This window comes from Palleronia sp. THAF1, from assembly GCF_009363795.1.
Classification (GTDB): Bacteria; Pseudomonadota; Alphaproteobacteria; order Rhodobacterales; family Rhodobacteraceae; genus Palleronia.
Map to the genome: position 1 here is coordinate 2,287,432 of NZ_CP045420.1, position 23,381 is coordinate 2,310,812.

Sequence of the window (23,381 nt, forward strand, 5' to 3'; positions counted from 1 at the left end):
TTGCGCACAGCCTTCGCCCTTTTAACGCTGGCGCTGCTGGCGTCCTGCGCCCAGCGCCAGCCGGTCGAGCCGGTGCCCGTACCACAGCCTCGGCCCGAACAGCCTATGGCGATGACAGCGCCGCTGCCGCCACGTCCGCCGACGCGCGGGCCCGATAGCGCGGCGCTTTCGGCCTTCTACGCGCAGGTCGAAGAGCGTCTGCTGACCCGCGGCCTTCTGCGCCGCGACGGTGGTGGCCCCGATACACCCTACGACGCAGATCGGCTGGCCGACACCTTCCTGCGGTTGGCATTTTATGAGGAATACGCCGCCGGATCAGGTGTGCTCGTCGCACAGGAAACGGAATCGCAGCTGCACCGCTGGACCGCCCCGGTGCGGATCGAAACCCGCTTCGGAGATAGCGTTCCGCAGGCCCAGCGCACCCGCGACGGCAACGACGTGACCGCCTTCGCCCGCCGTCTAGCGCGCGCGACAAACCACCCCGTCGGGACGACCGCGTCGGGGGGCAACTTCATCGTTTACATCGTAAACGAACAGGAACGCCGCGCCCTTGGTCCTGCGTTGCGTCGCTTGGCCCCCGGCTTGTCGGACACCGAACTGTCGTCTGTTCTGAACCTTCCCCGCTCCAGCTACTGCATCGTCTTCGCCATCGATGCGGGCGACAACGGCCAGTACAACCGTGCCGTCGCGCTAATCCGCGCCGAGCATCCCGACCTTCTGCGCCTGTCCTGCATCCACGAGGAAGTCGCCCAAGGCCTCGGCCTTGCCAACGACAGCCCCCGCGCGCGCCCGTCCATCTTCAACGATGACGAGGAATTCGCGTTGCTGACAACCATGGATGAGCAGCTTCTGCGCATCCTTTATGATCCCCGCCTGACCCCCGGCATGTCCCTGACCGCCGCCACCCCCATCGTGCGGCGCATCGCGGCAGAGATCATAGGCGGCCCAAGCTGATCGCGGCCCTGCTTCATCGTTCCTGAAATATCTCGGAGTTCGAGGCAGAGCCTCGATCCGTGCTTAGCAAACCGCGACACACCCGCTATAAGGGCGGCGCACGACTAACCGGAGCCGCCCATGTCCATCTTCGACTTCCTTTCGGGTCAGTTCATCGACGTCATCCACTGGACCGATGACCGGCAGGACCGCATGGTCTGGCGGTTCGAACGTCACGGGCATGAGATCAAGTACGGTGCCAAGCTGACCGTCCGCGAAGGACAGGCCGCCGTCTTCGTGCACGAAGGCCAGTTGGCCGATGTCTTCACCCCCGGCCTCTACCTGCTGGAGACGAACAACCTGCCGATCCTGACGACCCTCCAGCACTGGGACCACGGCTTCCGCTCGCCCTTCAAATCGGAAATCTATTTCGTCAACACGACGCGCTTCACCGATCTGAAGTGGGGCACCAAAAATCCGGTCATGCTCCGCGATCCGGAGTTCGGTCCCACCCGCGTGCGCGCCTTCGGCACCTACGCCGTCAAGGTCGCCGATCCCGCGCTGTTCCTGACAGAGATCGTGGGCACCGACGGTGAGTTCACCGCCGATGAAATTACCTTTCAAATTCGCAACGTCATCGTACAAGAGGCGTCCCGCACGCTGGCCGCCAGCGGCATCCCGGTGCTCGACATGGCCGCCAACACCGCCGATCTGGGCAAGCTGATCGCCAGTGAGATCAGCAAGACGGTCGCCGCCTACGGCCTGTCGATCCCCGAACTCTATATCGAAAACATCTCGCTGCCCGCAGCGGTCGAGGCAGCGCTGGACAAGCGCACCTCCATGGGGGTCGTCGGCGATCTGGGTCGGTTCACACAGTATCAGGCGGCAGAGGCTTTGACGGCCGAGGGCTCCACCGCCGGTGCCGCGTTGGGCACGGGTTTCGGTGCGGGCATGGGGATGCAGATGGGGGGCATGACCATGGGGCCATGGGGCCAGCGACCTGCCGCACCGCCTCCGCCGCCGCCGGTAGAGCATGTCTGGCATATCGCCAAGGATGGCGCGACGACTGGCCCGTTCTCCACCGCACGGCTTGGACGTATGGCGACCGACGGCGACCTGACCCGCGACAGCCTTGTCTGGACGCAAGGACAGGACGGCTGGATGCGGGCAGAGGACGTGCCCGATCTGACGCGTCTGTTCACGGTGATGCCGCCGCCCCCGCCGAGCGCATGATCGAAGGCCATTGCGATTGCGGCGGCGTGGCAGTGCGGCTTGCGAAAGCGCCGAACCGCATCAATGCCTGCCCCTGCGGCTACTGCCGCCAGATCGGCGCGCAATGGTCCTACTTCAAGCCCGCAAATGTCACCGTCACGGGACAGACGCACGGATATACGCGCGCCGCACACAGGATCGATTTCCGCCGCTGCGCGACCTGCGGCACCCTGATCTGCTGGCAACCGCGCGGCGGGGATATGTCGGTCATGGGCGTTCACATGCTGCTCTTTCCCGAAAAGCTACGTGCCGGTATTCCGCTGACAGGCGATCCGCTTTGGGACGGGGCCAAGTGAAACTAATTCGCCCGAATGACCGTGCCTGAAACCATGACCGGATCGCTTTACAAACGCTTGCCTGCCCGCCGCACATGGTTGCGCGCGTTGCATCTGTTCATGATCCCGCTGTTCATCTGGTTCCTGTTCATCACACCCGACGTGGTCGTGCCGTTTGGCCCCCGCGCGTTCCAGTTCCATTCGATCCTGGCGTTGATTTTCGTTACCGGCATCCTGATCTGGTACGCCGACTACCTGCGCCGCGGGCTGGCGGGACGCCCCGGCCCCAAGCTGCCCCGCTGGGGGCGCATCCTGCACCGCACGCTGCACCTGACGCTGATCTGGGGTCTGTTCTTCGTGGCCCTGTCGGGCTTTCTGCTAGGGCTGACCTCTGACCGCATGCTGAAAGCGGGCGGCTTCTTGCCGATCGCTCCGCCCATGGACATGCCGACGCTGAATTACTGGATCGGAAAGTTTCATACGTTCGAGTACTACACGCTCGGCGTCATCGCCTTGGTCCACGCGCTGTTTCACATCTGGCGGCACTGGAAACTGCGAGACAATGCGTTGCGGATCATGGCCCCGAAGGCGCTGCACCGCTATCTGTAGCGCATGAGCGCCGAACCACCCCTCGATCATCGTTTCCCCTGCCCCAACTGCGGCGCGGACCTGCGGTTTTCCCCGCAAACGGGCGCGCTGACCTGCGACTTCTGCGGGCATGAAGAAGCGACGTCGATCATCGCGGCCCCCGACGCGATCCAGGAACTGGACTTCGCCGCCGCCGTTGCCAAACGCTTGCCAGACGCGCAGATGGAAGAGACGCGCGTTTCGCGCTGCCCGAACTGCGGCGCAGAGGTCGAGTTCGACGCCGACATCCACGCCACCGATTGCCCGTTCTGCGCGACGCCCGTGGTGACGGACACCGGCATTCACCGCCACATCAAGCCCGCCGGGCTGATCCGTTTCCGGGTTGCCGAGGATGCCGCGCATTCCGCTTTGGCCGACTGGCTGAAGGGCCTGTGGTTCGCGCCGAATGGCCTGACCCGCTATGCCCGCAAGGGGCGTCGGATGACGGGCGTCTACCTGCCCTACTGGACGTTCGACGCGCGCACCCGCTCTCGGTATCGGGGTATGCGGGGACGTATCCACCGGACCACCCGGCGCGGGGCGGACGGCAAGATGCACTCCGACACCACGATCCGCTGGTCGCCCGCCTCCGGCACCGTTGCGCGGGATTTCGACGACGTGCTGGTACTGGCCTCAAAATCGCTTCCCGGCGCAACGGTCGACGCGCTAGAGCCGTGGCACATGAGTGACCTTGTGCCCTACTCCCCCGATTTTCTGGCGGGCTTCCGGGCAGAGGGCTACGGGATACCGCTGGAAGACGGGCGAGAGATCGCGCGCGCCAAGATGGATGCCGCGATTCAGCGCGACGTGCGCATGGACATCGGCGGCGACCGCCAGCGCATCGACGCGATCCAGACGCAAGTGACCGATGTGACGTTCAAGCACATCCTGCTGCCCCTATGGCTGGCCGCCTTCACATACGGCGGCAAAAGCTACCGCGTCGTGGTGAACGCGCAGACCGGCCGCGTGACCGGCGAACGGCCCTACTCCAAATGGAAGATCGCTTTTGCCGTGTTGGTCGCTCTGATCGTAGCGGGAATCGGGGCTTATTTCGGTGGACGTTGAGACCCTCAGCCCCTGCCCATCGTGTGGCGGCACGCTGGCGATCGATCCGGGCCATGACACCATCCGATGCACCCACTGCGCGACGCGCCACCTGCCCGAAGGGATGGAGGTCACCACCGCGCGGGGCTGTGCCGCCTGCGGCGCGCGTATCGCGGTCAACCCGCAGATCATGGCCGCCGCTTGCCCCTTCTGCGCCAGCCCCTTCACCGTTCTAGCCACACAGGACCGGCACCCGGAACCCGATTTCGTCGTGCCTTTCGCGGTGACCGAGACGCAGGCGCGCGCCCAAATCCGTCACTGGCTGTCCAAGCAGTGGCTCGCCCCTGCCGGTCTGCGCAGATCCGCGCTGTCGGGCGATGCGCTGCATGGGATGTACCTGCCCTATTAAAAGATGATCGGAGAGCTTCGTGCCGAACAGGTCAGGGTCTTCGCCAAAAAAACCGTTTGGGTTGATACCGATGCGGACTGGCCGCCGCCCACGCGCTGGGAACACAGAGAGCCGATGGATGCCTTGGTCGAAGGTTCGGACACCCTGCCCAGCTACGTCAGGCGGGCGCTGTCGGGCTGGGACCTGTCGACCGCTGCACCCTACGGTCCCGCACGTTTATCGGGCACGTTGGCCGAGATCGCCAGCCTGTCCTATGGCACGGCCCGCGCACGTGTTCTGGGCTTGAACCGTGGCAGGGTCGAAGAAGCCGCACCGCGACCGGAACTGAGCAAAGCTCCCAGCTTTCGCAGCGGCATTCGGGTCGATCACTGCGGCCTGTTCCTGATGCCCATCTGGCTGTCTGCTTACCGATGGCGCGGACAGGTCTATCATGTCGCCGTGCATGGCCAGAACGGCACTGTGGTAGGACAGAGGCCATTGTCGCGCTTTCGGTTCTGGATGATGATCGCCGCTCTGGTCAGCGCCTGCACGTTCTACTACTTGATGGCGCTAACAGACATAATCTGATGCCGGAGTTCCCATGATCCTATGCGCTGGTGAAGCCCTGATCGACATGCTGCCGCGGCAGAGCATGGAGGGAGAACCTGCATTCGCCCCTTTGGTGGGCGGGGCCGTTCTGAACACCGCCCGCGCGCTGTCGCGATTGGGTGCGGACACGGGGTTTTTCTCGGGTCTATCCACCGACCTGTTCGGGCAGCAAATCGTCGCGGCGATGCAGGCGGATGGGGTGGATATGTCACTGGCCCACCGCTCTGATCGGCCCACCACGCTGGCCTTCGTGACGCTGACGAACGGACAGGCGCAATACGCGTTCTATGATGAGAACACCGCCGGACGGATGCTGTCAGAGGCCGATCTGCCGGATACCGTCAACGCAGAGGCCTGCTTTTTCGGTGGTATCTCGCTACCGGTCGAACCTTGCGGCGACACTTACGACGCCCTGTCGGCCAAGCTGGCCCCGACCATGCCGATGATGATCGACCCCAACATCCGCCCCGGCTTCATCCGCGACCCGGACCGCTACCGCGCCCGGATCTGGCGCATGATTGAACGGTCGGACATCGTGAAAGTCTCGGACGAGGATCTGCATTGGCTGATGGACGACGGATCGCTGGAAGACCGGGCGCGCGCACTGTTGGAGCGTGGACCGTCGCTTGTCTGTCTGACCAAAGGCGTTGAAGGCGTGCTTGGTCTGACGCGCAACTTCGAGGTGACCGTTCCGTCGCAGCGCGTGACCGTTGTCGATACGGTCGGCGCGGGAGACACCTTCAACGCGGGCGTTCTTGCGTCGCTATCGGACGCGGGCGTGCTCACAAATGATGGCGTGCGGGCGCTGTCCGAAGACGTGGTGCGCGACGCGCTGGACCTTGGCGCACGAGCGGCGGCTGTCACCGTCAGCCGCGCCGGAGCGAACCCTCCGACGCGGGCTGAATTGGGCTGAGTAACGACGGGCTTACAGCCCGTCCCGCGCAATCAGGTCGGCCAGATCGGCCGTCAATTTCGCCCGTGCCGCCGCGATAGAGGACGGGGCAAGGGTCTGGAACGGCGTCTGCAGCGAGAAGCGACGCGCGCGCTCGCCGCTGGTGCCCTGCGGCGAGCCCACGAAATACTGACCGTCCATGCGGTAGATGCCATCGCGCCCAGGCAACGCACGGCTGATGCGCACGTCAACTTGCGCATCGGGGCGGTCGAAGAAGGGCCACGGCTCGGCGGCCACTGTAGCGCGTGTCTGTGCCGCCAGCGCCAGCGCCAGGCCTTCGGTGATGGCGCGCTCAGGATCGTCGGCCCAGAGGAGGTTGTCGTCGCTGACAAGCGCGCCGGTCTCGTCCTCGAAGAAGATGACTTCTTGGCTGGCATAGAGCGGCAGGGACACGTCACGGACCTCTACCGATCCCACGGAAACGGGGATCTTGGTTTCGGATTGGGCCACCGGCGCGTCGAAGCGCAGGGGCGTCCCACCGCAGGCGGCGAGCAGGGTCAGGGCCGTGGCAGCGGCGAGTTTGTGCATGTGTTTACCGTCCGAATAGCAGCGAGTTGGGATTGCGTTCGATTTGACGCGCGAGACTGTCGATAGAGCTGGCGGCGCTTTGGATATCGCGCAGGGTGGCCTGCACTTCAGAGCCAAGCGCGCCGCGCTGGTCGTAACCTTCGATCACTGTGCCGGTCTGCGTCAGCAACCCGCCCACGCTGTTCAGAAGCGTCGGGATCTGGTCGGCACTGCGACGCACGGACGCCAGCGTGGCGTTGGCATTTTCGATCAACCCGCCCTCTTGCACCTGGATCAGCAATCGCTGCACCTCTTCCAGCGCGTTGGACAGGGCACCCGGCACACGCTGTGTATCGGGCGATGAGATCAGGGTATCGGCAGAGGCCAGCAAGGAACTGGTCCGTTCGCCGATTTCCTGAATCGGAAGGTCGGCCACGTCGTTCACCAGCAGTTCGATCTGGTCGGCCACGCGCTTGGCGCGATCCGCGATCTCGGGCGCCACGTCGGTCGCTTCGGCAACATCACGTGCGGCGATCTGGATGTCCGCCAATGCGGTGGTCAGGGCGGCGTTGATGTCGTTCACCGCAGCGCCCGCATCGGTGACCAACGAATTCGCGTTGTCCAACACACCATTCGGTTCCGTCAGCGCCGCAAAGACAAGCTGCAGGTCCTGAATCGTGCGCTGCACATCGGCAGGCAAAGCGTTCAACTCTTCGTTCGACACCAGCGTATCCAGCGAGACGACCAGCGAATTGATGTTGTTCACAGCCTGATCCAGCGGCACTTCGGAAATGTTCTGCGTAACCGTCGTCAGGTTGGCGGTCAGAAGATCCACGTTGTCCAGAAGACCCGGCAGGCGGGTGTTCGTGGTCGCGGCGGCTTCGGCGAGTTCCGACAGGATCGGCTGTGCCTGCGCCTGAATGTCGGTAACGGTGGCCTGCAGCTGCACCAGCGTCGCCTCTGCCGTTTCGACAAGACCGGACGCACGTACGTCGGATATCAAGCCTTCCACTTCGGTCAGCAGCGTCGACACATCGCCCGTCAGCCCCTGCGTCGCGTCAGAGGCCAGCAAGGTGCGCAGCGCCTCGACCGATCCTTCGACTTCGGTAACAAGGTCGACCAGCGGCAACTCGTTGAACGTGGCGATCAGCTCTTCCGTCTCGGCCAGCGTGGCGTTGATCGCCTCGACCGTTTCGGGACCCTCTTCCATCGTTTCGAACACGGAATTGGCGGCAATTTCGGCGGCGTTCAGCGCGTCGACCAGGGCCGTCACGGCCCCCGCCTCGTTCAGTCGCGTCACCACATCGTTCAGCTGACCTGCGGTATCGGTCAGCGCCGACATCGTATCGCCGACCTGCACGGGAATTTCCTGTATGCCTTCAGAGTTCACCAGCGAGCGCACATCGGACAACAGCGCCAGAACCTCGGACGGGGTTTCGGTCACACCTTCGTCGTTCAGAAGGTTGGTGACGCCCTGCATGACGAGGATCGCGTTATTCAGCAGCTCTTCGATGGGCAGGTTGTTCACGCGGTTGAACACGCCCTCTGCCGTGTCTGCGAAGTCCGTCAGGTCCGCGGCAATCGACGGAATGCGGGGGAACGGCTCGGCGTTTGCGTCGATCGTCGCAGGCTCGGGATCATCCATCTGCGCCAGCGTGACCTGAAGCCCCCCCAGCAGGGACGCCGATTGCAACTGCGCGCGCAATCCGTTCTCGACGGCGAATTGCAAGAAATCTAGCACGTCTTCTTGGCCTGCGTCCGCCTCTAGCCCCATCGAGCCGGGTTCCAGTTCCAGCGTCACTAAAAGGCGCACACCACGGTCGCCAAAGGTCTCTTCGTCCAGAACGCCCGTCAGGCCAGCGACGCGACCGACGATGATACCAGCGAATTCCACATCCGCGCCGACTTCCAGACCGGGAACGGAGTCTTCGAAGATGACCGTGAAGTTGACAGGCTCGCCGCCTGCCCCGGCTTCGAACACCGACGAACGGGCCGAATCTTCGTCGCCGAACAGGCGGAAGGACGGGTTCTCTCCCAGTTCCTCGCCGCCCGATACGGTGGTTGCGAAGGATACGCCGCCGGACACAAGGCTGGCGATGCTGTCCACGTTGAACTGCGCGCCGGACGCGCCAAGGCTGAAGTTGAAGCCTGATGTGTCCCAAAAACGCGTGGCACTGTTGATGAGCCGCGCCTCGGGCTCGCGTACGAAACCGTCTGCCAGAACGGACACGCCATCATCGGCAAGGCGCAGATTACCCACGCGACCCACGGTGATACCGCGATAGCTGATCGGAGCGTTCTCACTCAGGCCCGCGACATTGGGAGCGCGCAAGGTGAACGTTACACCGTCGACGCCATTCGTGATCAGGGGGGCGCGGGTCAGGCCTTCGAACTCGGTCACGGCAGTGGCCACTTCGCCATCCCAACTGCCCATAAGGTAAACGCCGCTGAGAACCGTATCGAGACCGGAAATGCCTTGGGCCGACACCTCAGGGCGGACAACCCAGAACTTGGCGTCAGTGTCGATGAACTGCGCGACCTCTTGATCGACGCGCACGGCGACTATGACCGACTCCAGTCCATCAGAGAACCGCACCTCTTCCACCAGCCCGACGACAACATCGCGGTAGCGCAACTGGGTTTCGTCGGCGCGCACGCCGGATGCATCCTCGAACGTGATCTCGATCAGCACGCCTTGGTCGGCATAGTTGCGATAAGCGGCACCCAAAGAGATCAGCAGCGCGAGAAGCGGGATCAGCCAGACGATGGAAATGCGTGACAGCAGACCGCGCTTGGCTTCCACGGTTTCGGGCTCGGCGACCCCATTGGTGTTCTCATCGCTCATGCGTTCTTCGGCCCCCGGCCTTCATTGTCCCAGATCATGCGCGAGTCGAAGCTGATCGCTGCGAACATGGTGAATATCACCGAAAGCGCGAAAGTAATGGCCGCGGGACCGGGACGGATGGACGCCGCGAAATTGAGTTGCACCAATGCCGACAGGATCGCAACGACGAAGACGTCGATCATGGACCAGCGACCGATAAACTCGACCATGTGATACAGTTTATGCCGCGACTTCGGACGCATGACGGCAGAGCGTTGGACCGAGATCGCCAGATAGGCGATGGCCGCGAACTTCCCCATGGGGATGGCAACCGACGCGATCAGGATGATCATCGCCACGCCAAGGTTGCCGTGCGTCGCAAGCTCGACCGCGCCCGCGATGATCGTGTCATCGGAGGAGTTGAACAGGATCTGCGTTTTCAGCATCGGAAACAGGTTCGCCGGGATGTAGCAGATGATGCCCACGATCAGCCAGGCCCAGACGCGCTGGATCGACCCCCAGTCGCGCGATTGCAGCTGAGTGCCACAGCGCGCGCACTCGGATTGGCCCATCGGCCAGACCTTCGCGCATCGCGTACAGGCCACAAGGCCTGCCTGTCGTGCGGTCAGGATCTGCGATCCAGAGCTGTCCATATGCTCCACCTGTCAAGAGTTCCGTCCAAAACAACGACGATCACGACCAGCAGCGCGAACATCCAGAAAGCTGGGCCGAACTCGACCTTCGCAAGATCGGCCACCTTCACCAGCGCCACGGCCACGCCGATGATGAATATTTCCGCCATGGACCACGGGCGCAGGTCCTCGGCCAGTCGGAAGGCGCGACGCGCGTGTCGCGCAGGCCTTCGGTTCTGCATCAGCGGTGCCACCACGTAAACGATCAGTAGCGCGCGTATGACCGGCACCGCGATGATGAAGGCGATCACGAAGACCGACAGGGCCACCATGAAACCACCGTCGAGAAACGTCAGAGCCGTGTCGATCACCGACGCCTTGTTGGAAAAACCCGCGACGTTCACACCCAAGAAGGGAAAAAACACTGCCCCGACCATCAGCACCACGACCGTCAGCGCCAAGGCGATCGAGCGCGCATAGGCGTTCCGCTTGTCCGCGATCAGCGTGTGGTGGCAGCGCTTGCACACCATCTTCGCCCCGTTCTGCGGCATCCGCGCATGGTAAAGCGCGTCGCACTGCGGACAGGCGATCAGGTTCTCCAGATCGGCGTCGGTCGGTTCGGCAAGCGTCATAAGCGTTCGGGATCCCCGCGAACATGCCGGGCAAAGGCACGTAATGTTTAGATTATGATAAAGGTATTCCTGTCGGATACCAGTGCGGCCCAGTCACACCTCTGACAGGGCCCATGGTCCGTCACTTGCAAGCATCACCCTAGCGCGCCACGATAGTTTTGGGGGGACTACGAAATGAAGCATACGACTGCCGTCTTTAGTGCGGCACTGGCCAGTGTGATCGCGGGCGCAAGCTGGGCGCAGCAATCGCAGACGATGATCATCGCGACAGGCGGCGTCACCGGCGTCTACTTCCCGGCTGGCGGGGCGATCTGCCTGTCGGTGAATGCGCGCCGGGTCAAGCATCGGGTGCGATGCGCCCTGACTTCGACCGCCGGATCTGTGGCGAACCTGCGCGCCTTGGCCGACCGCGATGTTGATTTCGCCGTGGTGCAGGCAGACTGGCAGGGCCACGCGTTCGACGGCACATCCGCCTTTCAGGACGATGGCCCGATGACGGACTTGCGGTCCGTCTTCTCGATCCACCCGGAGTTCTACACCGTCGTCGTGCGCGCGGGGTCGGAGATCGCGTCCTTCGACGACCTGCGCGGCAAGCGCGTGAACGCCGGCGCGCCGGGGTCGGGACAACGGGCCACCACCCGCTTGCTGCTGGACCAGATGGGCTGGACGGAAGAAGACTTCGCGGCGCTGACGGACATTCCCGCCGCCGACTCTGCAGCTGCCCTCTGCGCGGATGAGATCGACGCGATGATCTACATGGTCGGCCATCCGTCCGGCGCGATCCTAGAGGCCACATCTGACTGCGACAGCACCATCATCCCGGTGGCAGGAGATGGGCGCGACGCCTTGGCCAAGGAAAATCCGCTCTATTCGGTCGGCGTGGTTCCGGGATCACTCTATCGTGGCACCGATACGGACGTAGAGACGTTCTCTATCGACGCCACGCTGGTCACGACCGCAGACGCATCTGATGATATGGTCTACGCCGTCGTATCTTCCGTCTTTGACGATCTCGCCCAGTTTCGCGAGCTACATGCCGCGTTCGAAAATCTGGACCCCGAACGAATGGTGGCAGACAGTCTGACGGCCCCCCTGCACCCCGACGCCCGACGTTACTACATCGAAGCCGGGTTGCTGGAAGATCAGGCCGCAAAGGCCAGACCCTAGTTGTTGATACGGAAGCTGTTCGCGTCCAGCACTTGCGTCAGCCCTTCGATCAAAACGGATTGGCTTTCGCCCGCATCGAAGGACAGTAGCACGCCGTCGTCCGTCAGGGTCTGACGCGCGGCGATGTCTTCCGGCGTCACGCTGACATTGGACCCGGTCCCGTAGTCGATGGTGATGAAGTCCTCGCCTTCGGTGAAGTCCGTGATCCGCGTCACGGCTGACTGGGTCTCGGGCACGATGCCAACGTCGAGAAGGAATCCGTCCGCTCCGGAGCCACCCGTCACGATATCGCCCGCGCCAAGGGCCAGAACGTCGGCACCCGCGCCGCCGTCCAGCGTGTCTACGGCGCCGTCTTCCAATGCGGCGACGAACTGCGCTTCGGTGACCGGTTCCGTCAGCAAGGCCTCGATATCGCCACCGCCGAACAAGGCGTCTGCGCCCGCGCCGCCTTGGATGGAGTCGCTGCCGTTCTCTCCGAATAGAAAGTCAGTTCCCTCAAACCCGTCGATCGTATCGCTGCCGTCGCCGCCGCCGATAGAGTCGTTGCCACGTCCGCCTTCCAGCGTGTCTTGGCCACCACCACCTTCCATCAGGTCGTCGCCCCCTCCGCCACTGGCGAAGTCGTTGCCTTCGGACCCATCAATCAGGTCTCCGTCCGGACCACCGTAAATCACGTCGTCCCCGGTGCCCCCGACCAGCACATCGAACCCGGACCCGCCGCGCAGCACGTCGTTGCCCTGATCCCCGGTCAGCAGATCGTCGCCGGCGCCACCAGCCAGATCGTCGTTTCCACCGCGACCGAAGATGGCGTCCGACCCATTGCCGCCCTGAACGGTGTCTGCGCCGCCAAGGGCGTCGATGAGGTCGCCCCGGTTGGTCCCGACCAGGTCGTCGGCCCCGTTGGTGGCGCCCTGAACGACGTTCAGATCGCCGGTATCATCCGGTCCATTGGCACCGCCAGAAGACCCGTTGTCATCGTCGCCGCCGCCCGCGAACGACCCGATCGCCAAGGCACTGCCCAGCAACAATAGAATCCCAATCATTTCACCTACCCCAAGTGATTCATTAATCGAGAAAAGCGCTTATTTTTAAGGACTTACAATATGCAAAACTGGAAAAAATGCCTGTTGCAATCGAAAACGGGCGGGCCCGAAGGTCCGCCCGCTGGATAAGTGTGTTTCGGATCAGGACGCTGTAAGCGGATCGCCATCATCCACCACTGGTGTATCGTCTTCTGTGTCATCCGAAGGGGTGTCGTCTCCGCCGTCAGGAGGCGTAACGCCATCGCCGTTATCATCGGACCCACCTCCGCCGCCGATCCCGGCAGCGCCAGCATCAGGAGACTCCATCAAAGCAGGTGCATCGACCGAGCCATTTCGCGTCTCTTCCAGAACCTCGAAGTCGTCCTCGGTCAGCGTCTCTGTCAGACCGGCCAGCAGGATCTGCTGCCCATTGTCTAGCGCGACGACCACACCGTCATCGGTGACAGTCTGCGATCCAACGTAGTCCGCAGCGGTCGGGGCCGGTGTGGTGCCTGCATCATAGGTCACGCGAAGCACGTCCGAACCCGCATTGAAGTCCGTCACCTGGATCTGGGTGGCGGTCTCGATGCCATCCCGCTCGAAGACCTCGAACGTATCCGTGCCTTCGCCGCCGGTGGCCTGATCGCCCTGCGTCAGGATCAGGTGATCGTTGCCGGTGCCGCCATCCAGTGTGTCGGACGCCGCATCGGACAGGTCCGCATCGCTCGGCGCACCACCGACGCCCGGTGCCAAGACGGATCCGCCGCTCAGAACGTCGTCGCCGTCGTTGCCGGACAGGGCGTCCGCGCCCGCGCCACCGTACAGCGTATCCGCATCCACGCCGCCCGAAAGCTGATCGTCACCGTCGTCGCCGTACAGCAGGTCTTCACCGACCGCGCCGCCCAGCGTATCGCTGCCGGTGCCGCCATACAGGGCGTCATCGTCCAGGCCTCCGAACAAGACGTCATCGCCCGTGTCGCCGAACAATGTGTCGCTGCCCTCGGCCCCCTGAAGGGTATCGGCGTTGTTGCCGCCGGACATAAGGTCATCGCCCGCGCTCCCGTTAAGCTCGTCGGTGCCGCCACCGCCAAGAAGGGTGTCGTCATCCGCGCCGCCGCTCATGCTGTCGCCGCCGAAGCCGCCGTCCAGAAGATCGTTGCCCGCGTTGCCAACCAGCGTGTCACTTCCGTTGAAACCGATCAGCGTGTCATTTCCATCGTTGCCGGTGACCGAGTCGCTGCCGAGGCTGCCATCAAGGAAGTCATCGCCCGCAAGACCGGCCAGCGTGTCGTCGCCTTGACCGCCGACCAGTTCGTCGTTGCCGACGCCCCCGCCCAGGAAGTCCTGACCCGCTCCACCGAACAGGCTGTCGTCACCTTCGTTACCGAAGAGCGAGTCCGCACCCTGACCACCGCCCAGCAAATCATTGCCGGCAAAACCCGTCAGCGTATCGCTGCCGTTGTTTCCGTAGAGCGAGTCGTCGCCGTCGGTGCCGTCCAGCATGTCTGCACCATTGCCGCCGTTCGTCGCTCCATCGACGTTATTGTTGTCGTTGGAATCGTCATCATCGCTGCCCCCATCGTCGAACAGCAGGAAGCCGAGGCCAAGGACGCCCCCGATCAAAAGAAGTGGTAGCAGCATGATCCAAACCCCAAGAAGAAAGTTACCCCGGAGTGAAGGTAGGCAGATTTCAAGGACTTGGCAAATGTATGTAGGGGGGGTTGCCCAATCCGGATCAGTCAAGGGCTAAGGCAAAGATTGTCGTCCTCGGGATGTGCAATGCTGCCTGAGAATGGGAAAATAGCCATCAGACCGAGCCACGCCGATCGGGGCAGACAGAGATGTCTTCATCCACCAGCGGGCCTGACCGCCAGAACTGCAGAGCTCCCTGATCGGTCGCCAGCGTCGAAACGACGCCATCTTCCATCACCTCTCGGCCGTTAAGACACGTTGCGGAACGGATTTAGCTTCCGCCCAACATTCAAGGTGATCCGGATCATATCTTTACCCAGCGCAAAGCCAGCATCATCGATGGGATTGGTGATGTCGGCGCTGCCGCGCTTGCACACCTCGAAGAAGTCGCTACCCGCACGACTGGCAGCCTGATCGCCCTGTGTCAGAACAGAATAGACGTCACACGTACCCCTATCCATCGCACCGTTTTCTACACCGCCGTTCAGAACATCGTCGACGGCTTTGCCGATCATCGTGTTGTCATCCCCGACACTGCACGTAATCTCGTCTCCTTTGCTGTTCGGCAGCACCTTCGCGACAGCGATCCCTTTCAGCGCGGCTTCATCGGTGGGCGCGGAACGCCGGGTCAGAGCAGGATCGGGATCTGACGTAGAGGAGGCAGTCGCGGGATCGGGTCGTCGGCATCAACGGATGCCTCTATCCTTTCCTTCCCATCGGACGGCCCTGCCGAAAGACGAACAAGGCCGTACCACGCAGTAACAGACCCATGGTTTGGGTCTCCCCGAACATCCGCCCGGCGAGAAGGAAATGACTGCCGGGAACAATTCGCAAGGACCCAACGCGTTTCGCAATCTACGCCGATCGTTAGTCGACCGCTTGCACGGTCCCGTCGATCAGGCGCACGCGGCGGTCCATCCGACTGGCGAGGTCCAGATTGTGCGTCGCGACAAGCGCCGCGAGGCCGGTTTCGCGCACCAGTTTGACCAACGCATCGAATACGGTGTCGGACGTCTCGGGATCAAGGTTGCCGGTCGGCTCGTCTGCGAGCAACAGCCGCGGACTATTGGCAAGCGCGCGGCACACGGCGACGCGCTGCTGCTCGCCACCGGATAACGCGCTGGGGCGGTGATCGGCGCGGTGCCCGACGCCAACGATCCCCAGAAGCTCGGTCGCCCGCGCCTCGGCCACGTCCTGCGCGATGCCTTCGGCCAGTTGCGGCAAAACGATATTCTCGGCGGCGGTGAACTCGGGCAGCAGGTGGTGGAACTGGTAGACGAAGCCCACCTGATTGCGCCGCGCCTGCGTGCGGCGACGGTCGCCCAGATCGGTCATGTCCTCGCCGCCCAGATACACGCGCCCCGTATCCGCCGAGTCCAACAGCCCCGCGATATGCAGCAGCGTGGATTTGCCCGCACCGGAGGGTGCGACCATGGCGACGATTTCACCGGGCACCACAGTCAGGTCGATGCCGCGCAGCACCTGCACCTCCTTGGGCGTGTTGTGGTTGTAGCCTTTGTGGATGGCGTCGAGCTTCAGGGCCGCATCACTCATAGCGCAGCGCCTCCACCGGGTTCATGCGTGCGGCGCGGCGGGCCGGGAAGATCGTCACAATGAACGACAGCGACAGCGACAGGATCACGGCAGACAGCACATCGCCCCATTGCAGCTTGGCGGGCAGCGCGTAGATGCCCCGGATCGAGGGATCCCACGCTCCGCCCCCTGACAGGTAGTTCACCGCCGAAAAGATCGGATCGATCCAGACCGCGAAGGCCACGCCAAGGATGACGCCCAGCGCGGTGCCGATGATGCCCGTCAAAGAGCCACAGATGAAGAAGATGCGCAGCACAGAGCCTTCGGTCAGCCCGACGGTGCGCAGGATGCCGATGTCACGACCCTTGTTCTTCACCAGCATGATCAGGCCGGACACGATGTTCATGGACGCGATCAGCACCAGTACCGACAGGATCACGAACATCACGTTGTCCTCGATATCCAGCGCGCGCAGGAATGACCCCGACGCATCGCGCCACGACCACAGCACGGCCTCGGGCCCGGCGGCCTGCAGGATCGGGATCTCGTAGCGGGCGACCTCTTCGGGGTCGTCAAGCATCACCTCTATCTCTGTCGCGGTGCCTTCGGCGTTGAAATAGGTCTGCGCCTCGGCGAACGGCAGGTAAATGCGGGTGCGGTCGATGTCGTAGCGACCGGCGGTAAAGATGTAGACGACTTCATAGTTCGACACGCGCGGCGTGGTGCCGAAGGGCGTGCGCGCCCCGTCGGGAGAGATCAGGCGGATCACCTCGCCGATCCCCACACCCAGCTCACGCGCCACACCCGATCCGATGGCGATGGTCGCGGGCGAAGCGCCATCTTCCCCGCCACCGCCGCCGAAGTCGGCCAGTGTGCCTTGGCTTTCTAGGGGGTCGACGATGCGCGGTACGGTGTTCAGGTCTTCGGCGCGGATGCCATGAACTTCGATCCCGGAGGTGTTGCCATTCGCCGACGCCATCACCTGCCCTTTCACCAGCGGAGCGGCGCGGACGACGCCGGGCACCGTGGCGATGCGTTCGGCCATCTCGGCGTAGTCGGGAATGTTGCGCGTTCCCGCCCCTGCCCCGTCGAAATAGGCGGTGGAGTAAATCGTGACGTGGGCGTTCGCGCCAAGAATGGTGTCGATGAACTCTGCCCGGAAACCGGACCGCACCGCCAGAGTCGCGATCAGTGCGAAAACGGCCAGCGTGATGCCGACAAGGCTGATCCATGTCATCACGGACACGCCGCCCTCTGCGCGCTTGGCACGCAGGTAGCGCCAGGCGATCATCCACTCGAAGCGGGAAAACGGGGCGGGGTTCGCCATGGGAGGCTCTCCTAAGGTTCGGCGTGACTTGGGGGAGGACGCGCGCAGGGTCAAGCGGCGCGCTCTTGGCGCGGGGTGGGATTGGAGTATTTAAGAAAACAAAGAAGGGTGAGGATGGCATGGAAATCAAGCGCGGCGCGGTTCGAAACGAAGGCCCGGCAGACCCGGAGTATTTCACCGGAGAGGTTTACATGTCGAACCTGTCGAAACACGAGGCACCGGGCCGCACGGGCGTACTGTCCGTGCGGTTCTCACCGGGCGGGCGCACGAACTGGCATACGCACCCCTACGGTCAGACGCTGGTGGTGACGGATGGCAACGGGTGGGTGCAAAAGGATGGCGACGCGAAGCAAGAGATCGCGCCCGGTGACGTGGTCGTGATCCCCGCGGGTGTGCGCCATTGGCACGGCGCGACTGACACATCCCAGATGACCCATATCGCCATCGGCGAGCGGGACGAGATCGGCACCGCACATTGGGAAGAAGCCGTTTCGGACGCCGATTACCTCGGCTAGGCCGCGTCAATACGGCGCTTTTGCTGGTCGTGGGGGCTATGCCTTCTATCTCTTTTCACCAACCTGCGTGACACCGGAGAGCACAATGACGACCATTCATCCCCATGCCCGCCAACTGGCTGGAGAGGTCGCCTCGGGCGCACTTTCCCGCCGCGAATTCTTGACCCGCGCCACAGCGCTTGGCCTGACGGCATCGTCGGCCTACGCCTTGCTGGGCTTGATGGCGACGCCCGCGCGCGCGCAAGAACGGCAGGATGGTGGCACGCTGCGCATTCAACAAGACGTGCGCGCGCTGAAGGATCCCCGCAGCTACGACTGGCCGCAGATGTCGAACGTGACCCGTGGCTGGCTGGAGTATCTCGTGAAGTACGAGCGTGACGGCGCGCTGACGCCGATGCTCTTGGAAAGCTGGGACATCAGCGACGACGCCACGGGCTACACCCTGAACGTCCGCCCCGGCGTGACATGGTCCGATGGCACACCGTTCACCGCCGAAGATGTGGCGTTCAACCTGACCCGCTGGTGCGACTCCACCGTCGAAGGCAACTCGATGGCCGCGCGATTTTCGTCACTGATCGACGAGGCCACCGGTCAGGCCCGCGAGGGCGCGATCACGGTGGACGACGATACAACCGTGACGCTGGCGCTGTCCTTCCCGGACGTGACGCTGATCGCGACTTTCAGCGACTATACCGCTGCCATTGTCCCGCAGGACTTCGACGGCGATCCGCTGAATGCCAAGGGCACGGGGGCCTACATGCCGGTGGAGTATGAAGTCGGCATCCGCGCCGCGATCGAGAAGCGCCCGGACCACCAGTGGTGGGGCGAAGAGGTGTACGGCCCCGCAACGCTGGAGCGGATCGAGTTCATCGACTTCGGCACCGATCCCGCCAGCTGGTTCGCCGCCGCAGACTCGGGCGAGGTCGACATGGTCTACGAGACCGTAGGCGAGTTCATCGACCTGTTCGACACGCTGGACTGGACCCGGTCCGAGTCCGTCACCTCCGGCACCGTGGTCATCCGGGTGAACCAGACGGTCGAGCCCTACGGCGACGTGCGGGTGCGGCGGGCGCTGCAACTGGCAACCGACAACGATACGCTTCTGGAACTCGGCAATTCCGGCCGTGGCCAAGTGGCAGCGAACCACCACGTCGCGCCGATCCATCCCGACTACGCCGATATCGGCCCGTCCGAATACGACGCGGAACAGGCGATGGCCTTGCTGGAAGAAGCTGGCCAGACTGACCACGCGTTCGAACTGATCTCGCTCGATGACGATTGGCGCAAGAACACCTGTGACGCGATGGCGGCGATGCTGCGCGATGCCGGGATGACGGTGAACCGCACGGTCGTGCCCGGCTCGACCTTCTGGACCAACTGGACGACCTATCCGTTCTCGGCCACCGACTGGGGCCACCGCCCCTTGGGCATCCAGCTTCTGTCGCTGGCCTACAAGTCGGGCGTGCCGTGGAACGAAACCGGCTTCGACAACGCCGAGTTCGACAGCTTGCTGGAACAGGCGCAGGGCATCGGCGACGCGGATGGGCGCGCCGAGGTCATGGGTCAGCTGGAAACCATCCTACGCGATGAGGGCGTCATCACGCAGCCCTACTGGCGCTCGACCTACCGTCACTTTGCGGCGAACGTGGTCGGGGCCGAACAGCACCCGGCGTTCGAGATCCATCCCTATGAGTTGGGTTTCGTCGTCTCCTGATCTTGCATCGGCCCCTGCGGGGGCCGATTTTGTCTGCGATGCACTTTTTCGAACAACTTGCCAACGAACGGATCGAAAGCGCCATGGAAGACGGCGCTTTCGACGACTTGCCGGGCGCGGGGAAACCCCTGCCGTTCAAAGCCGGTGATCCGGTTGTGCCGAAATCCCTGCAGACCAGCGGCTACACGCCCCCGGTCGTCATCCTGATCCGAAAGCTCGAAGATCTTCGCGTCGCGCTGCGCGACGAAAGCGACCGCGACCGCCGCCGCGCGCTTCTGACCGAGATCGCAGAGACCGACATGCGCCGCCGGATAGAGATCGAGCGCGCCGTGACGGATGCCACCCGGGGGCGCTGAGACCGCCCCAGCTTCTAGGTGGTCGAGCGACTTACCGCCTATCTTCACACGCTATGCGTGATTCCCATTTTATTCTGCGCTGCAGCATCTTGTATTTCGGCGCTGCAGCACGACATGTGTTGAAGACGAAAGACACACAGTATCCATTAAGGGGTTAATTCCATGGCCAAGCAATCCAACAAAGCCGCCGCGAACGATATGCAGAGCATGTTCGATCCGCAGAATTATCAGAACGTCTTCAAGACCTGGGCCGAGATGAACGAGCGCGTGACGACCATGATGGTCGAAGCCGGTCAACGTTCGGTCGACATTGCGCATGAGACCGCCAACGAAAGCTTCTCGAACATCCGCGACGTCGCTCAGGTCCGCGAAGAGCCGTCCGAATATAGCCGCGTTTACAGCGACTTCATGCAAAAGCAGATGGAGCTGGCTCGCCGTACTATCGAGTCGTTCTCTGCAGTGTCCAAGCAGACCGCATTCGAAGCGGCTGAAGTTGCGCAAGACGCTGGCAAGACGATGACGGACCAAGCGAGCGAGAACGCCGAGCGCGCCACCAACAAGGCAGAATCCGCCGCCAAGAAAGCCGCCTGAACGTCGAAAGATGTCCATGCACGATAGCGAAGGCGGGCCCATCACGGCCCGCCTTTTTTTCGTGTGCGGCCGGTCGCGTGAGGCAGAAAGTCAGATCGGCAGCAACCGATAGATCAGGTATCCGCAGGCCAGTACGATGGCCATGATCGGCACCAGCTTGCGCTTTGGGATGTTCAACTTCTCGATCCGTTCGCCAAGAAGCTGCGCCAAGAGTGCCAGACCAAAATAACGAACGCCCCGGCTGACTGCGATGGCGGCGAAGAACATCAGGAAATTCCCGCCCACAGCCCCGGCACCCAGCGTTGCCAGCTGCATTGGTGCTGGCGAGAAGGACACAAGGAACACGGTCCAGAACAAACCGTCCCCATCCAGCTCGCCTTGAAGGTCTTCGAATTCCGGCCCGAAGCTCAGCCATTCGATGATCGGCAAGACAACCGGATCGCGCAGCCATAACCCGAGCAAGTAGAACAACGACGCCCCAAAAAGGCATCCCAACCAGATCGAGACCGCGATGGTTATCGAACGTTTGGGGTGGCCGATCATCAAAGGGGCGATGATCGTTTCAAGCGGGATCGGCAACACCGTGCTTTCGGCGAAGGAGAGTGCCGCAAGACCCGTGCGGTGTCGGGCCAGACGTTCTGTCCAGCTTGCCTGGGTCTCGGGTTCGGTATCGGTTGCCTGTGTCACCTTGTCCAACCGGCAGCTTGGCGCACCGGTTCCGAAGCGGTGCCCCTGAATGTAAAAAAGCCCGCGCCGGAGTGGCGCGGGCCTTGGTGTCCTTAACGGTCGGCACCCGTCAGCTGGAGGTATCGGGGTTCGTGACGCGCAGGATTTCTCCGTTTGCCTTGTCTGTCAGCAGGAGGATCGCGCCGTTCTGATCAACCTCTACATCGCGGATACGGCCCCGGTCGGTGACCAGACGCTCTTCACCCGTGACAGTATCGCCGTCCATCGTCAGACGCACCAACCCGCCAGGGTTCAGGGAGGATGCCAGCACATCACCCTGCCATTCGGGAAACATCTCGCCATCGTAGAAGACGAAACCACCGGGCGCGATGACGGGGTCCCAGTAGTAGCGCGGCTCGGTGAAACCTTCGGCGCGCGGCTCGCCCGATCCGATCAGCGGGCCATTGTAGCGGCGACCGTAGCTGACCACGGGCCAGCCGTAGTTTTCGCCGGCAGTGATCAGGTTCAGTTCATCACCGCCCTTGGGACCATGCTCCAGCCCCCAGAGTTGTCCGGTTTCAGGGTGAATGTCGGCACCCTGAATATTGCGGTGGCCGGTGGACCAGATCTCGGGACGCGCGCCCTCTTGATTCACGAAGGGATTGTCGTCGGGCACAGTGCCATCGTGGGTGACGCGGATGATCTTGCCGTAGGTCTTATCGAGGTCCTGCGCGAAGACACGGGTTTCGTCCGATGAATGCTCACCGGTTGTGATATAAGCGTAATCGTCATCCAGCACGATGCGGCTGCCGAAGTGCTTTGGCGGCACGGCAGGGGGCGTCTGGACGAAGATGTCCTGCACATCCGTTAGCTGTGTGCCATCCTCTGACAATACCGCACGGGCGGCGGCGGTGCCGTTCTGACCCTCTTGCAGTGGCTTGGCGTAGGTCAGGAAGATCTCGCGCGTCTCTTCAAAATCGGGCGCAAGCGCCACATCCAGAAGACCGCCCTGCCCGCGCGCCAGAACCTCTGGCACGCCGCTGATCGGCTCCATCTTCTCGCCGTCGCGCGTGACCATGCGCAAGGTCCCGGCCCGTTCGGTCACCAGATAGGAACCGTCCGGCATGACCTCGATCCCCCAAGGGTGCGTCAAACCATCGGTCACGACCTCGACGTTCGGGGCGGGCGTCGTTTCGACCGCGGGCGCGCGGGTCTGATTGTCGAAGGCCGGCTCGAACTGGGGCACGTTTTTGGGGCCTTGATCGACTTGAGCTGCGGCAGGCGCGGCTAAGGCGGTGGTGAGGGCAAGAAGGGTCAGGCGGGTCATGACAGGCTCGCTTTTCTTAGGTTTGGTTGATTTTGAAACGCGCGGCCGCGTGACCCGTTCCGGGTCGGATCGTCGCGGCAACCCGCGCCGCTTTCGGGGCGTTGATGCCGGGAGCTCGAAAGGAGTGGCCATGCCGACTGAATTGAAGACCCTGTCGAAAGATGCCCTGCGCGACCTTGGCTCTGTGCGGGAGCTGGGCGGACATAACGACATGACCAAGGATGAATTGATCGAAGGACTCGACGGTCCGGTCGATGATGATCTGGCCAAGTGGCTGGGCATGACCCGGCAAGAGGTCTACCAAGCTGCGAAAGACGCCGGGATCAAGGGCGCGATGGACATGGACAAGCGCGACCTGATCCTGAAGATGGCCGACATGGCATGAGTCATTTCGCCGGAAGCTATGCCGTCCGCGTCGGCCCGCGCGGCGCCATCCCCTTACCCCCGCCGTGGTGGCTGGCCGCACTCGCCGCCGATCCCGGTGGCGCCCCTGGCCCGACCTTGTTCGTCATTGTCGAGGATGCGCAAGAAGGCTTCTTCAGGGTGGTTACGCCAGACGAACATCTGCGCCTTTTCTCGGCAACAGCCGCGCAGCCCGACACAGAGATTGACGCGTTTCCGGTATGCCTGACCGACCACGGCGAAATCCCCGGCTCTGACACCTTCGACCGCGTCCCCGCCTTCGCGCCGGGCCAGATGGTCATGTTGAGCGGTCGCAAGGCAGGGTTCTCGTTGTCACCGATGGACGAGACAGAGAACCCAATTCACGACTAGCC

Annotated in this window: 26 protein-coding genes; 15 read left to right on the forward strand and 11 right to left on the reverse strand. The window is 63.1% G+C overall.

From position 1 onward, the window contains the following. The 8 genes from FIU81_RS11260 (at position 1) to FIU81_RS11295 (ending at position 6,061) form a co-directional block, all read left to right on the forward strand. Complete coding sequence (locus tag FIU81_RS11260) at positions 1-954, forward strand: DUF2927 domain-containing protein (RefSeq protein WP_254695903.1); 954 nt, start codon at positions 1-3, stop codon at positions 952-954. Between the two features lie 120 nt (positions 955-1,074). After that, positions 1,075-2,166 (forward strand): SPFH domain-containing protein, encoded by a 1,092-nt coding sequence (locus FIU81_RS11265; RefSeq protein WP_124112122.1) that lies wholly within the window; start codon positions 1,075-1,077, stop codon positions 2,164-2,166. Further along, entirely contained in the window at positions 2,163-2,501 is a 339-nt protein-coding gene (locus FIU81_RS11270) for a GFA family protein (protein ID WP_124112123.1), read from the forward strand. Before FIU81_RS11265 ends, FIU81_RS11270 begins: the two co-directional genes overlap by 4 nt. A gap of 33 nt (positions 2,502-2,534) precedes the next feature. Next, the gene (locus FIU81_RS11275; protein ID WP_124112172.1) at positions 2,535-3,089 is read left to right on the forward strand and encodes a cytochrome b/b6 domain-containing protein; all 555 of its coding nucleotides are present in this window, start codon (positions 2,535-2,537) and stop codon (positions 3,087-3,089) included. 3 nt (positions 3,090-3,092) lie between these two features. Further along, the gene (locus FIU81_RS11280; RefSeq protein WP_124112124.1) at positions 3,093-4,172 is read left to right on the forward strand and encodes a TFIIB-type zinc finger domain-containing protein; all 1,080 of its coding nucleotides are present in this window, start codon (positions 3,093-3,095) and stop codon (positions 4,170-4,172) included. After that, on the forward strand, positions 4,162-4,560 hold the full coding sequence (locus tag FIU81_RS11285) for a hypothetical protein (RefSeq protein WP_124112125.1): 399 nt from the start codon (positions 4,162-4,164) through the stop codon (positions 4,558-4,560). The genes FIU81_RS11280 and FIU81_RS11285 overlap by 11 nt, the downstream gene beginning before the upstream one ends. Positions 4,561-4,563: 3 nt before the next feature. Continuing rightward, positions 4,564-5,127: a hypothetical protein gene (locus FIU81_RS11290; RefSeq protein ID WP_124112126.1), complete on the forward strand. Its 564-nt coding sequence runs from the start codon at positions 4,564-4,566 to the stop codon at positions 5,125-5,127. Positions 5,128-5,140: 13 nt separating this feature from the next. Continuing rightward, on the forward strand, positions 5,141-6,061 hold the full coding sequence (locus tag FIU81_RS11295) for a carbohydrate kinase family protein (RefSeq protein WP_124112127.1): 921 nt from the start codon (positions 5,141-5,143) through the stop codon (positions 6,059-6,061). A 12-nt stretch (positions 6,062-6,073) separates the two neighbouring features. On the opposite strand, the gene FIU81_RS11300 is transcribed toward FIU81_RS11295, so the two are convergent. The 4 genes from FIU81_RS11300 to FIU81_RS11315 are packed head-to-tail and all read right to left on the reverse strand — an operon-like array spanning position 6,074 to position 10,695. Next, positions 6,074-6,628: a membrane integrity-associated transporter subunit PqiC gene (locus FIU81_RS11300; protein ID WP_124112128.1), complete on the reverse strand. Its 555-nt coding sequence runs from the start codon at positions 6,626-6,628 to the stop codon at positions 6,074-6,076. A gap of 4 nt (positions 6,629-6,632) precedes the next feature. Then, positions 6,633-9,452: an MlaD family protein gene (locus FIU81_RS11305; RefSeq protein WP_124112129.1), complete on the reverse strand. Its 2,820-nt coding sequence runs from the start codon at positions 9,450-9,452 to the stop codon at positions 6,633-6,635. After that, positions 9,449-10,084, reverse strand: a complete 636-nt coding sequence (locus FIU81_RS11310) for a paraquat-inducible protein A (RefSeq protein ID WP_124112130.1) — start codon at positions 10,082-10,084, stop codon at positions 9,449-9,451. The genes FIU81_RS11305 and FIU81_RS11310 overlap by 4 nt, the downstream gene beginning before the upstream one ends. Beyond that, the gene (locus FIU81_RS11315; protein WP_124112131.1) at positions 10,057-10,695 is read right to left on the reverse strand and encodes a paraquat-inducible protein A; all 639 of its coding nucleotides are present in this window, start codon (positions 10,693-10,695) and stop codon (positions 10,057-10,059) included. The genes FIU81_RS11310 and FIU81_RS11315 overlap by 28 nt, the downstream gene beginning before the upstream one ends. Before the next feature lie 174 nt (positions 10,696-10,869). Here FIU81_RS11315 and FIU81_RS11320 point away from each other — a divergent pair, with 174 nt between their 5' ends. Beyond that, entirely contained in the window at positions 10,870-11,862 is a 993-nt protein-coding gene (locus FIU81_RS11320) for a TAXI family TRAP transporter solute-binding subunit (RefSeq protein ID WP_124112132.1), read from the forward strand. Here the strand turns inward: FIU81_RS11320 and FIU81_RS17065 are convergent. From FIU81_RS17065 to FIU81_RS11345, 5 genes are all read right to left on the reverse strand, one after another. Further along, positions 11,859-12,905 carry a calcium-binding protein gene (locus FIU81_RS17065; RefSeq protein ID WP_124112133.1) on the reverse strand — a complete coding sequence of 349 codons (1,047 nt, stop codon included), beginning with the start codon at positions 12,903-12,905 and terminating at the stop codon, positions 11,859-11,861. The genes FIU81_RS11320 and FIU81_RS17065 overlap by 4 nt on opposite strands. A gap of 141 nt (positions 12,906-13,046) precedes the next feature. Beyond that, complete coding sequence (locus FIU81_RS11330; protein WP_124112134.1) at positions 13,047-14,525, reverse strand: calcium-binding protein; 1,479 nt, start codon at positions 14,523-14,525, stop codon at positions 13,047-13,049. 299 nt (positions 14,526-14,824) lie between these two features. Beyond that, complete coding sequence (locus FIU81_RS11335; protein ID WP_124112135.1) at positions 14,825-15,091, reverse strand: hypothetical protein; 267 nt, start codon at positions 15,089-15,091, stop codon at positions 14,825-14,827. A 352-nt stretch (positions 15,092-15,443) separates the two neighbouring features. Next, a complete protein-coding gene (locus FIU81_RS11340; protein WP_124112136.1) occupies positions 15,444-16,130 on the reverse strand; it encodes an ABC transporter ATP-binding protein in 687 nt (228 codons plus the stop codon). Next, positions 16,123-17,436, reverse strand: a complete 1,314-nt coding sequence (locus FIU81_RS11345) for a lipoprotein-releasing ABC transporter permease subunit (protein WP_124112137.1) — start codon at positions 17,434-17,436, stop codon at positions 16,123-16,125. The genes FIU81_RS11340 and FIU81_RS11345 overlap by 8 nt, the downstream gene beginning before the upstream one ends. Before the next feature lie 119 nt (positions 17,437-17,555). Here FIU81_RS11345 and FIU81_RS11350 point away from each other — a divergent pair, with 119 nt between their 5' ends. The 4 genes from FIU81_RS11350 (at position 17,556) to FIU81_RS11365 (ending at position 20,612) form a co-directional block, all read left to right on the forward strand. Beyond that, positions 17,556-17,951 carry a cupin domain-containing protein gene (locus FIU81_RS11350; RefSeq protein WP_124112138.1) on the forward strand — a complete coding sequence of 132 codons (396 nt, stop codon included), beginning with the start codon at positions 17,556-17,558 and terminating at the stop codon, positions 17,949-17,951. An 85-nt stretch (positions 17,952-18,036) separates the two neighbouring features. Continuing rightward, positions 18,037-19,665, forward strand: coding sequence for an ABC transporter substrate-binding protein (locus FIU81_RS11355; protein ID WP_172971463.1), 1,629 nt, complete (start codon positions 18,037-18,039; stop codon positions 19,663-19,665). Positions 19,666-19,703: 38 nt separating this feature from the next. Then, positions 19,704-20,021 carry a DUF1992 domain-containing protein gene (locus tag FIU81_RS11360; RefSeq protein ID WP_124112140.1) on the forward strand — a complete coding sequence of 106 codons (318 nt, stop codon included), beginning with the start codon at positions 19,704-19,706 and terminating at the stop codon, positions 20,019-20,021. 162 nt (positions 20,022-20,183) lie between these two features. Beyond that, on the forward strand, positions 20,184-20,612 hold the full coding sequence (locus FIU81_RS11365; RefSeq protein ID WP_124112141.1) for a phasin family protein: 429 nt from the start codon (positions 20,184-20,186) through the stop codon (positions 20,610-20,612). A 90-nt stretch (positions 20,613-20,702) separates the two neighbouring features. Here the strand turns inward: FIU81_RS11365 and FIU81_RS11370 are convergent, their stop codons facing one another. Further along, on the reverse strand, positions 20,703-21,299 hold the full coding sequence (locus tag FIU81_RS11370; RefSeq protein WP_124112142.1) for a YqaA family protein: 597 nt from the start codon (positions 21,297-21,299) through the stop codon (positions 20,703-20,705). Positions 21,300-21,408: 109 nt separating this feature from the next. Then, positions 21,409-22,605, reverse strand: a complete 1,197-nt coding sequence (locus FIU81_RS11375) for a PQQ-dependent sugar dehydrogenase (protein WP_124112143.1) — start codon at positions 22,603-22,605, stop codon at positions 21,409-21,411. A gap of 130 nt (positions 22,606-22,735) precedes the next feature. Here FIU81_RS11375 and FIU81_RS11380 point away from each other — a divergent pair, with 130 nt between their 5' ends. Next, a complete protein-coding gene (locus FIU81_RS11380; RefSeq protein WP_124112144.1) occupies positions 22,736-22,990 on the forward strand; it encodes a hypothetical protein in 255 nt (84 codons plus the stop codon). Further along, positions 22,987-23,379, forward strand: a complete 393-nt coding sequence (locus tag FIU81_RS11385) for a hypothetical protein (protein ID WP_124112145.1) — start codon at positions 22,987-22,989, stop codon at positions 23,377-23,379. The genes FIU81_RS11380 and FIU81_RS11385 overlap by 4 nt, the downstream gene beginning before the upstream one ends. Positions 23,380-23,381 lie beyond the last annotated feature (2 nt).

Excerpts from the sequence above, each read along its gene's own strand:
- FIU81_RS11360 (WP_124112140.1), top strand. The coding sequence starts at position 19,704 with ATGCACTTTTTCGAACAACTTGCCAACGAACGGATCGAAAGCGCCATG.
- FIU81_RS11340 (WP_124112136.1), bottom strand. The coding sequence starts at position 16,130 with ATGAGTGATGCGGCCCTGAAGCTCGACGCCATCCACAAAGGCTACAAC.
- FIU81_RS11310 (WP_124112130.1), bottom strand. The coding sequence starts at position 10,084 with ATGGACAGCTCTGGATCGCAGATCCTGACCGCACGACAGGCAGGCCTT.
- FIU81_RS17065 (WP_124112133.1), bottom strand. The coding sequence starts at position 12,905 with ATGATTGGGATTCTATTGTTGCTGGGCAGTGCCTTGGCGATCGGGTCG.
- FIU81_RS11380 (WP_124112144.1), top strand. The coding sequence starts at position 22,736 with ATGCCGACTGAATTGAAGACCCTGTCGAAAGATGCCCTGCGCGACCTT.
- FIU81_RS11270 (WP_124112123.1), top strand. The coding sequence starts at position 2,163 with ATGATCGAAGGCCATTGCGATTGCGGCGGCGTGGCAGTGCGGCTTGCG.
- FIU81_RS11315 (WP_124112131.1), bottom strand. The coding sequence starts at position 10,695 with ATGACGCTTGCCGAACCGACCGACGCCGATCTGGAGAACCTGATCGCC.
- FIU81_RS11330 (WP_124112134.1), bottom strand. The coding sequence starts at position 14,525 with ATGCTGCTACCACTTCTTTTGATCGGGGGCGTCCTTGGCCTCGGCTTC.
- FIU81_RS11275 (WP_124112172.1), top strand. The coding sequence starts at position 2,535 with ATGACCGGATCGCTTTACAAACGCTTGCCTGCCCGCCGCACATGGTTG.
- FIU81_RS11300 (WP_124112128.1), bottom strand. The coding sequence starts at position 6,628 with ATGCACAAACTCGCCGCTGCCACGGCCCTGACCCTGCTCGCCGCCTGC.
- FIU81_RS11365 (WP_124112141.1), top strand. The coding sequence starts at position 20,184 with ATGGCCAAGCAATCCAACAAAGCCGCCGCGAACGATATGCAGAGCATG.
- FIU81_RS11335 (WP_124112135.1), bottom strand. The coding sequence starts at position 15,091 with ATGATCGGCAAAGCCGTCGACGATGTTCTGAACGGCGGTGTAGAAAAC.
- FIU81_RS11345 (WP_124112137.1), bottom strand. The coding sequence starts at position 17,436 with ATGGCGAACCCCGCCCCGTTTTCCCGCTTCGAGTGGATGATCGCCTGG.
- FIU81_RS11280 (WP_124112124.1), top strand. The coding sequence starts at position 3,093 with ATGAGCGCCGAACCACCCCTCGATCATCGTTTCCCCTGCCCCAACTGC.
- FIU81_RS11290 (WP_124112126.1), top strand. The coding sequence starts at position 4,564 with ATGATCGGAGAGCTTCGTGCCGAACAGGTCAGGGTCTTCGCCAAAAAA.
- FIU81_RS11355 (WP_172971463.1), top strand. The coding sequence starts at position 18,037 with ATGACGACCATTCATCCCCATGCCCGCCAACTGGCTGGAGAGGTCGCC.
- FIU81_RS11320 (WP_124112132.1), top strand. The coding sequence starts at position 10,870 with ATGAAGCATACGACTGCCGTCTTTAGTGCGGCACTGGCCAGTGTGATC.
- FIU81_RS11265 (WP_124112122.1), top strand. The coding sequence starts at position 1,075 with ATGTCCATCTTCGACTTCCTTTCGGGTCAGTTCATCGACGTCATCCAC.
- FIU81_RS11375 (WP_124112143.1), bottom strand. The coding sequence starts at position 22,605 with ATGACCCGCCTGACCCTTCTTGCCCTCACCACCGCCTTAGCCGCGCCT.
- FIU81_RS11350 (WP_124112138.1), top strand. The coding sequence starts at position 17,556 with ATGGAAATCAAGCGCGGCGCGGTTCGAAACGAAGGCCCGGCAGACCCG.
- FIU81_RS11385 (WP_124112145.1), top strand. The coding sequence starts at position 22,987 with ATGAGTCATTTCGCCGGAAGCTATGCCGTCCGCGTCGGCCCGCGCGGC.
- FIU81_RS11305 (WP_124112129.1), bottom strand. The coding sequence starts at position 9,452 with ATGAGCGATGAGAACACCAATGGGGTCGCCGAGCCCGAAACCGTGGAA.
- FIU81_RS11295 (WP_124112127.1), top strand. The coding sequence starts at position 5,141 with ATGATCCTATGCGCTGGTGAAGCCCTGATCGACATGCTGCCGCGGCAG.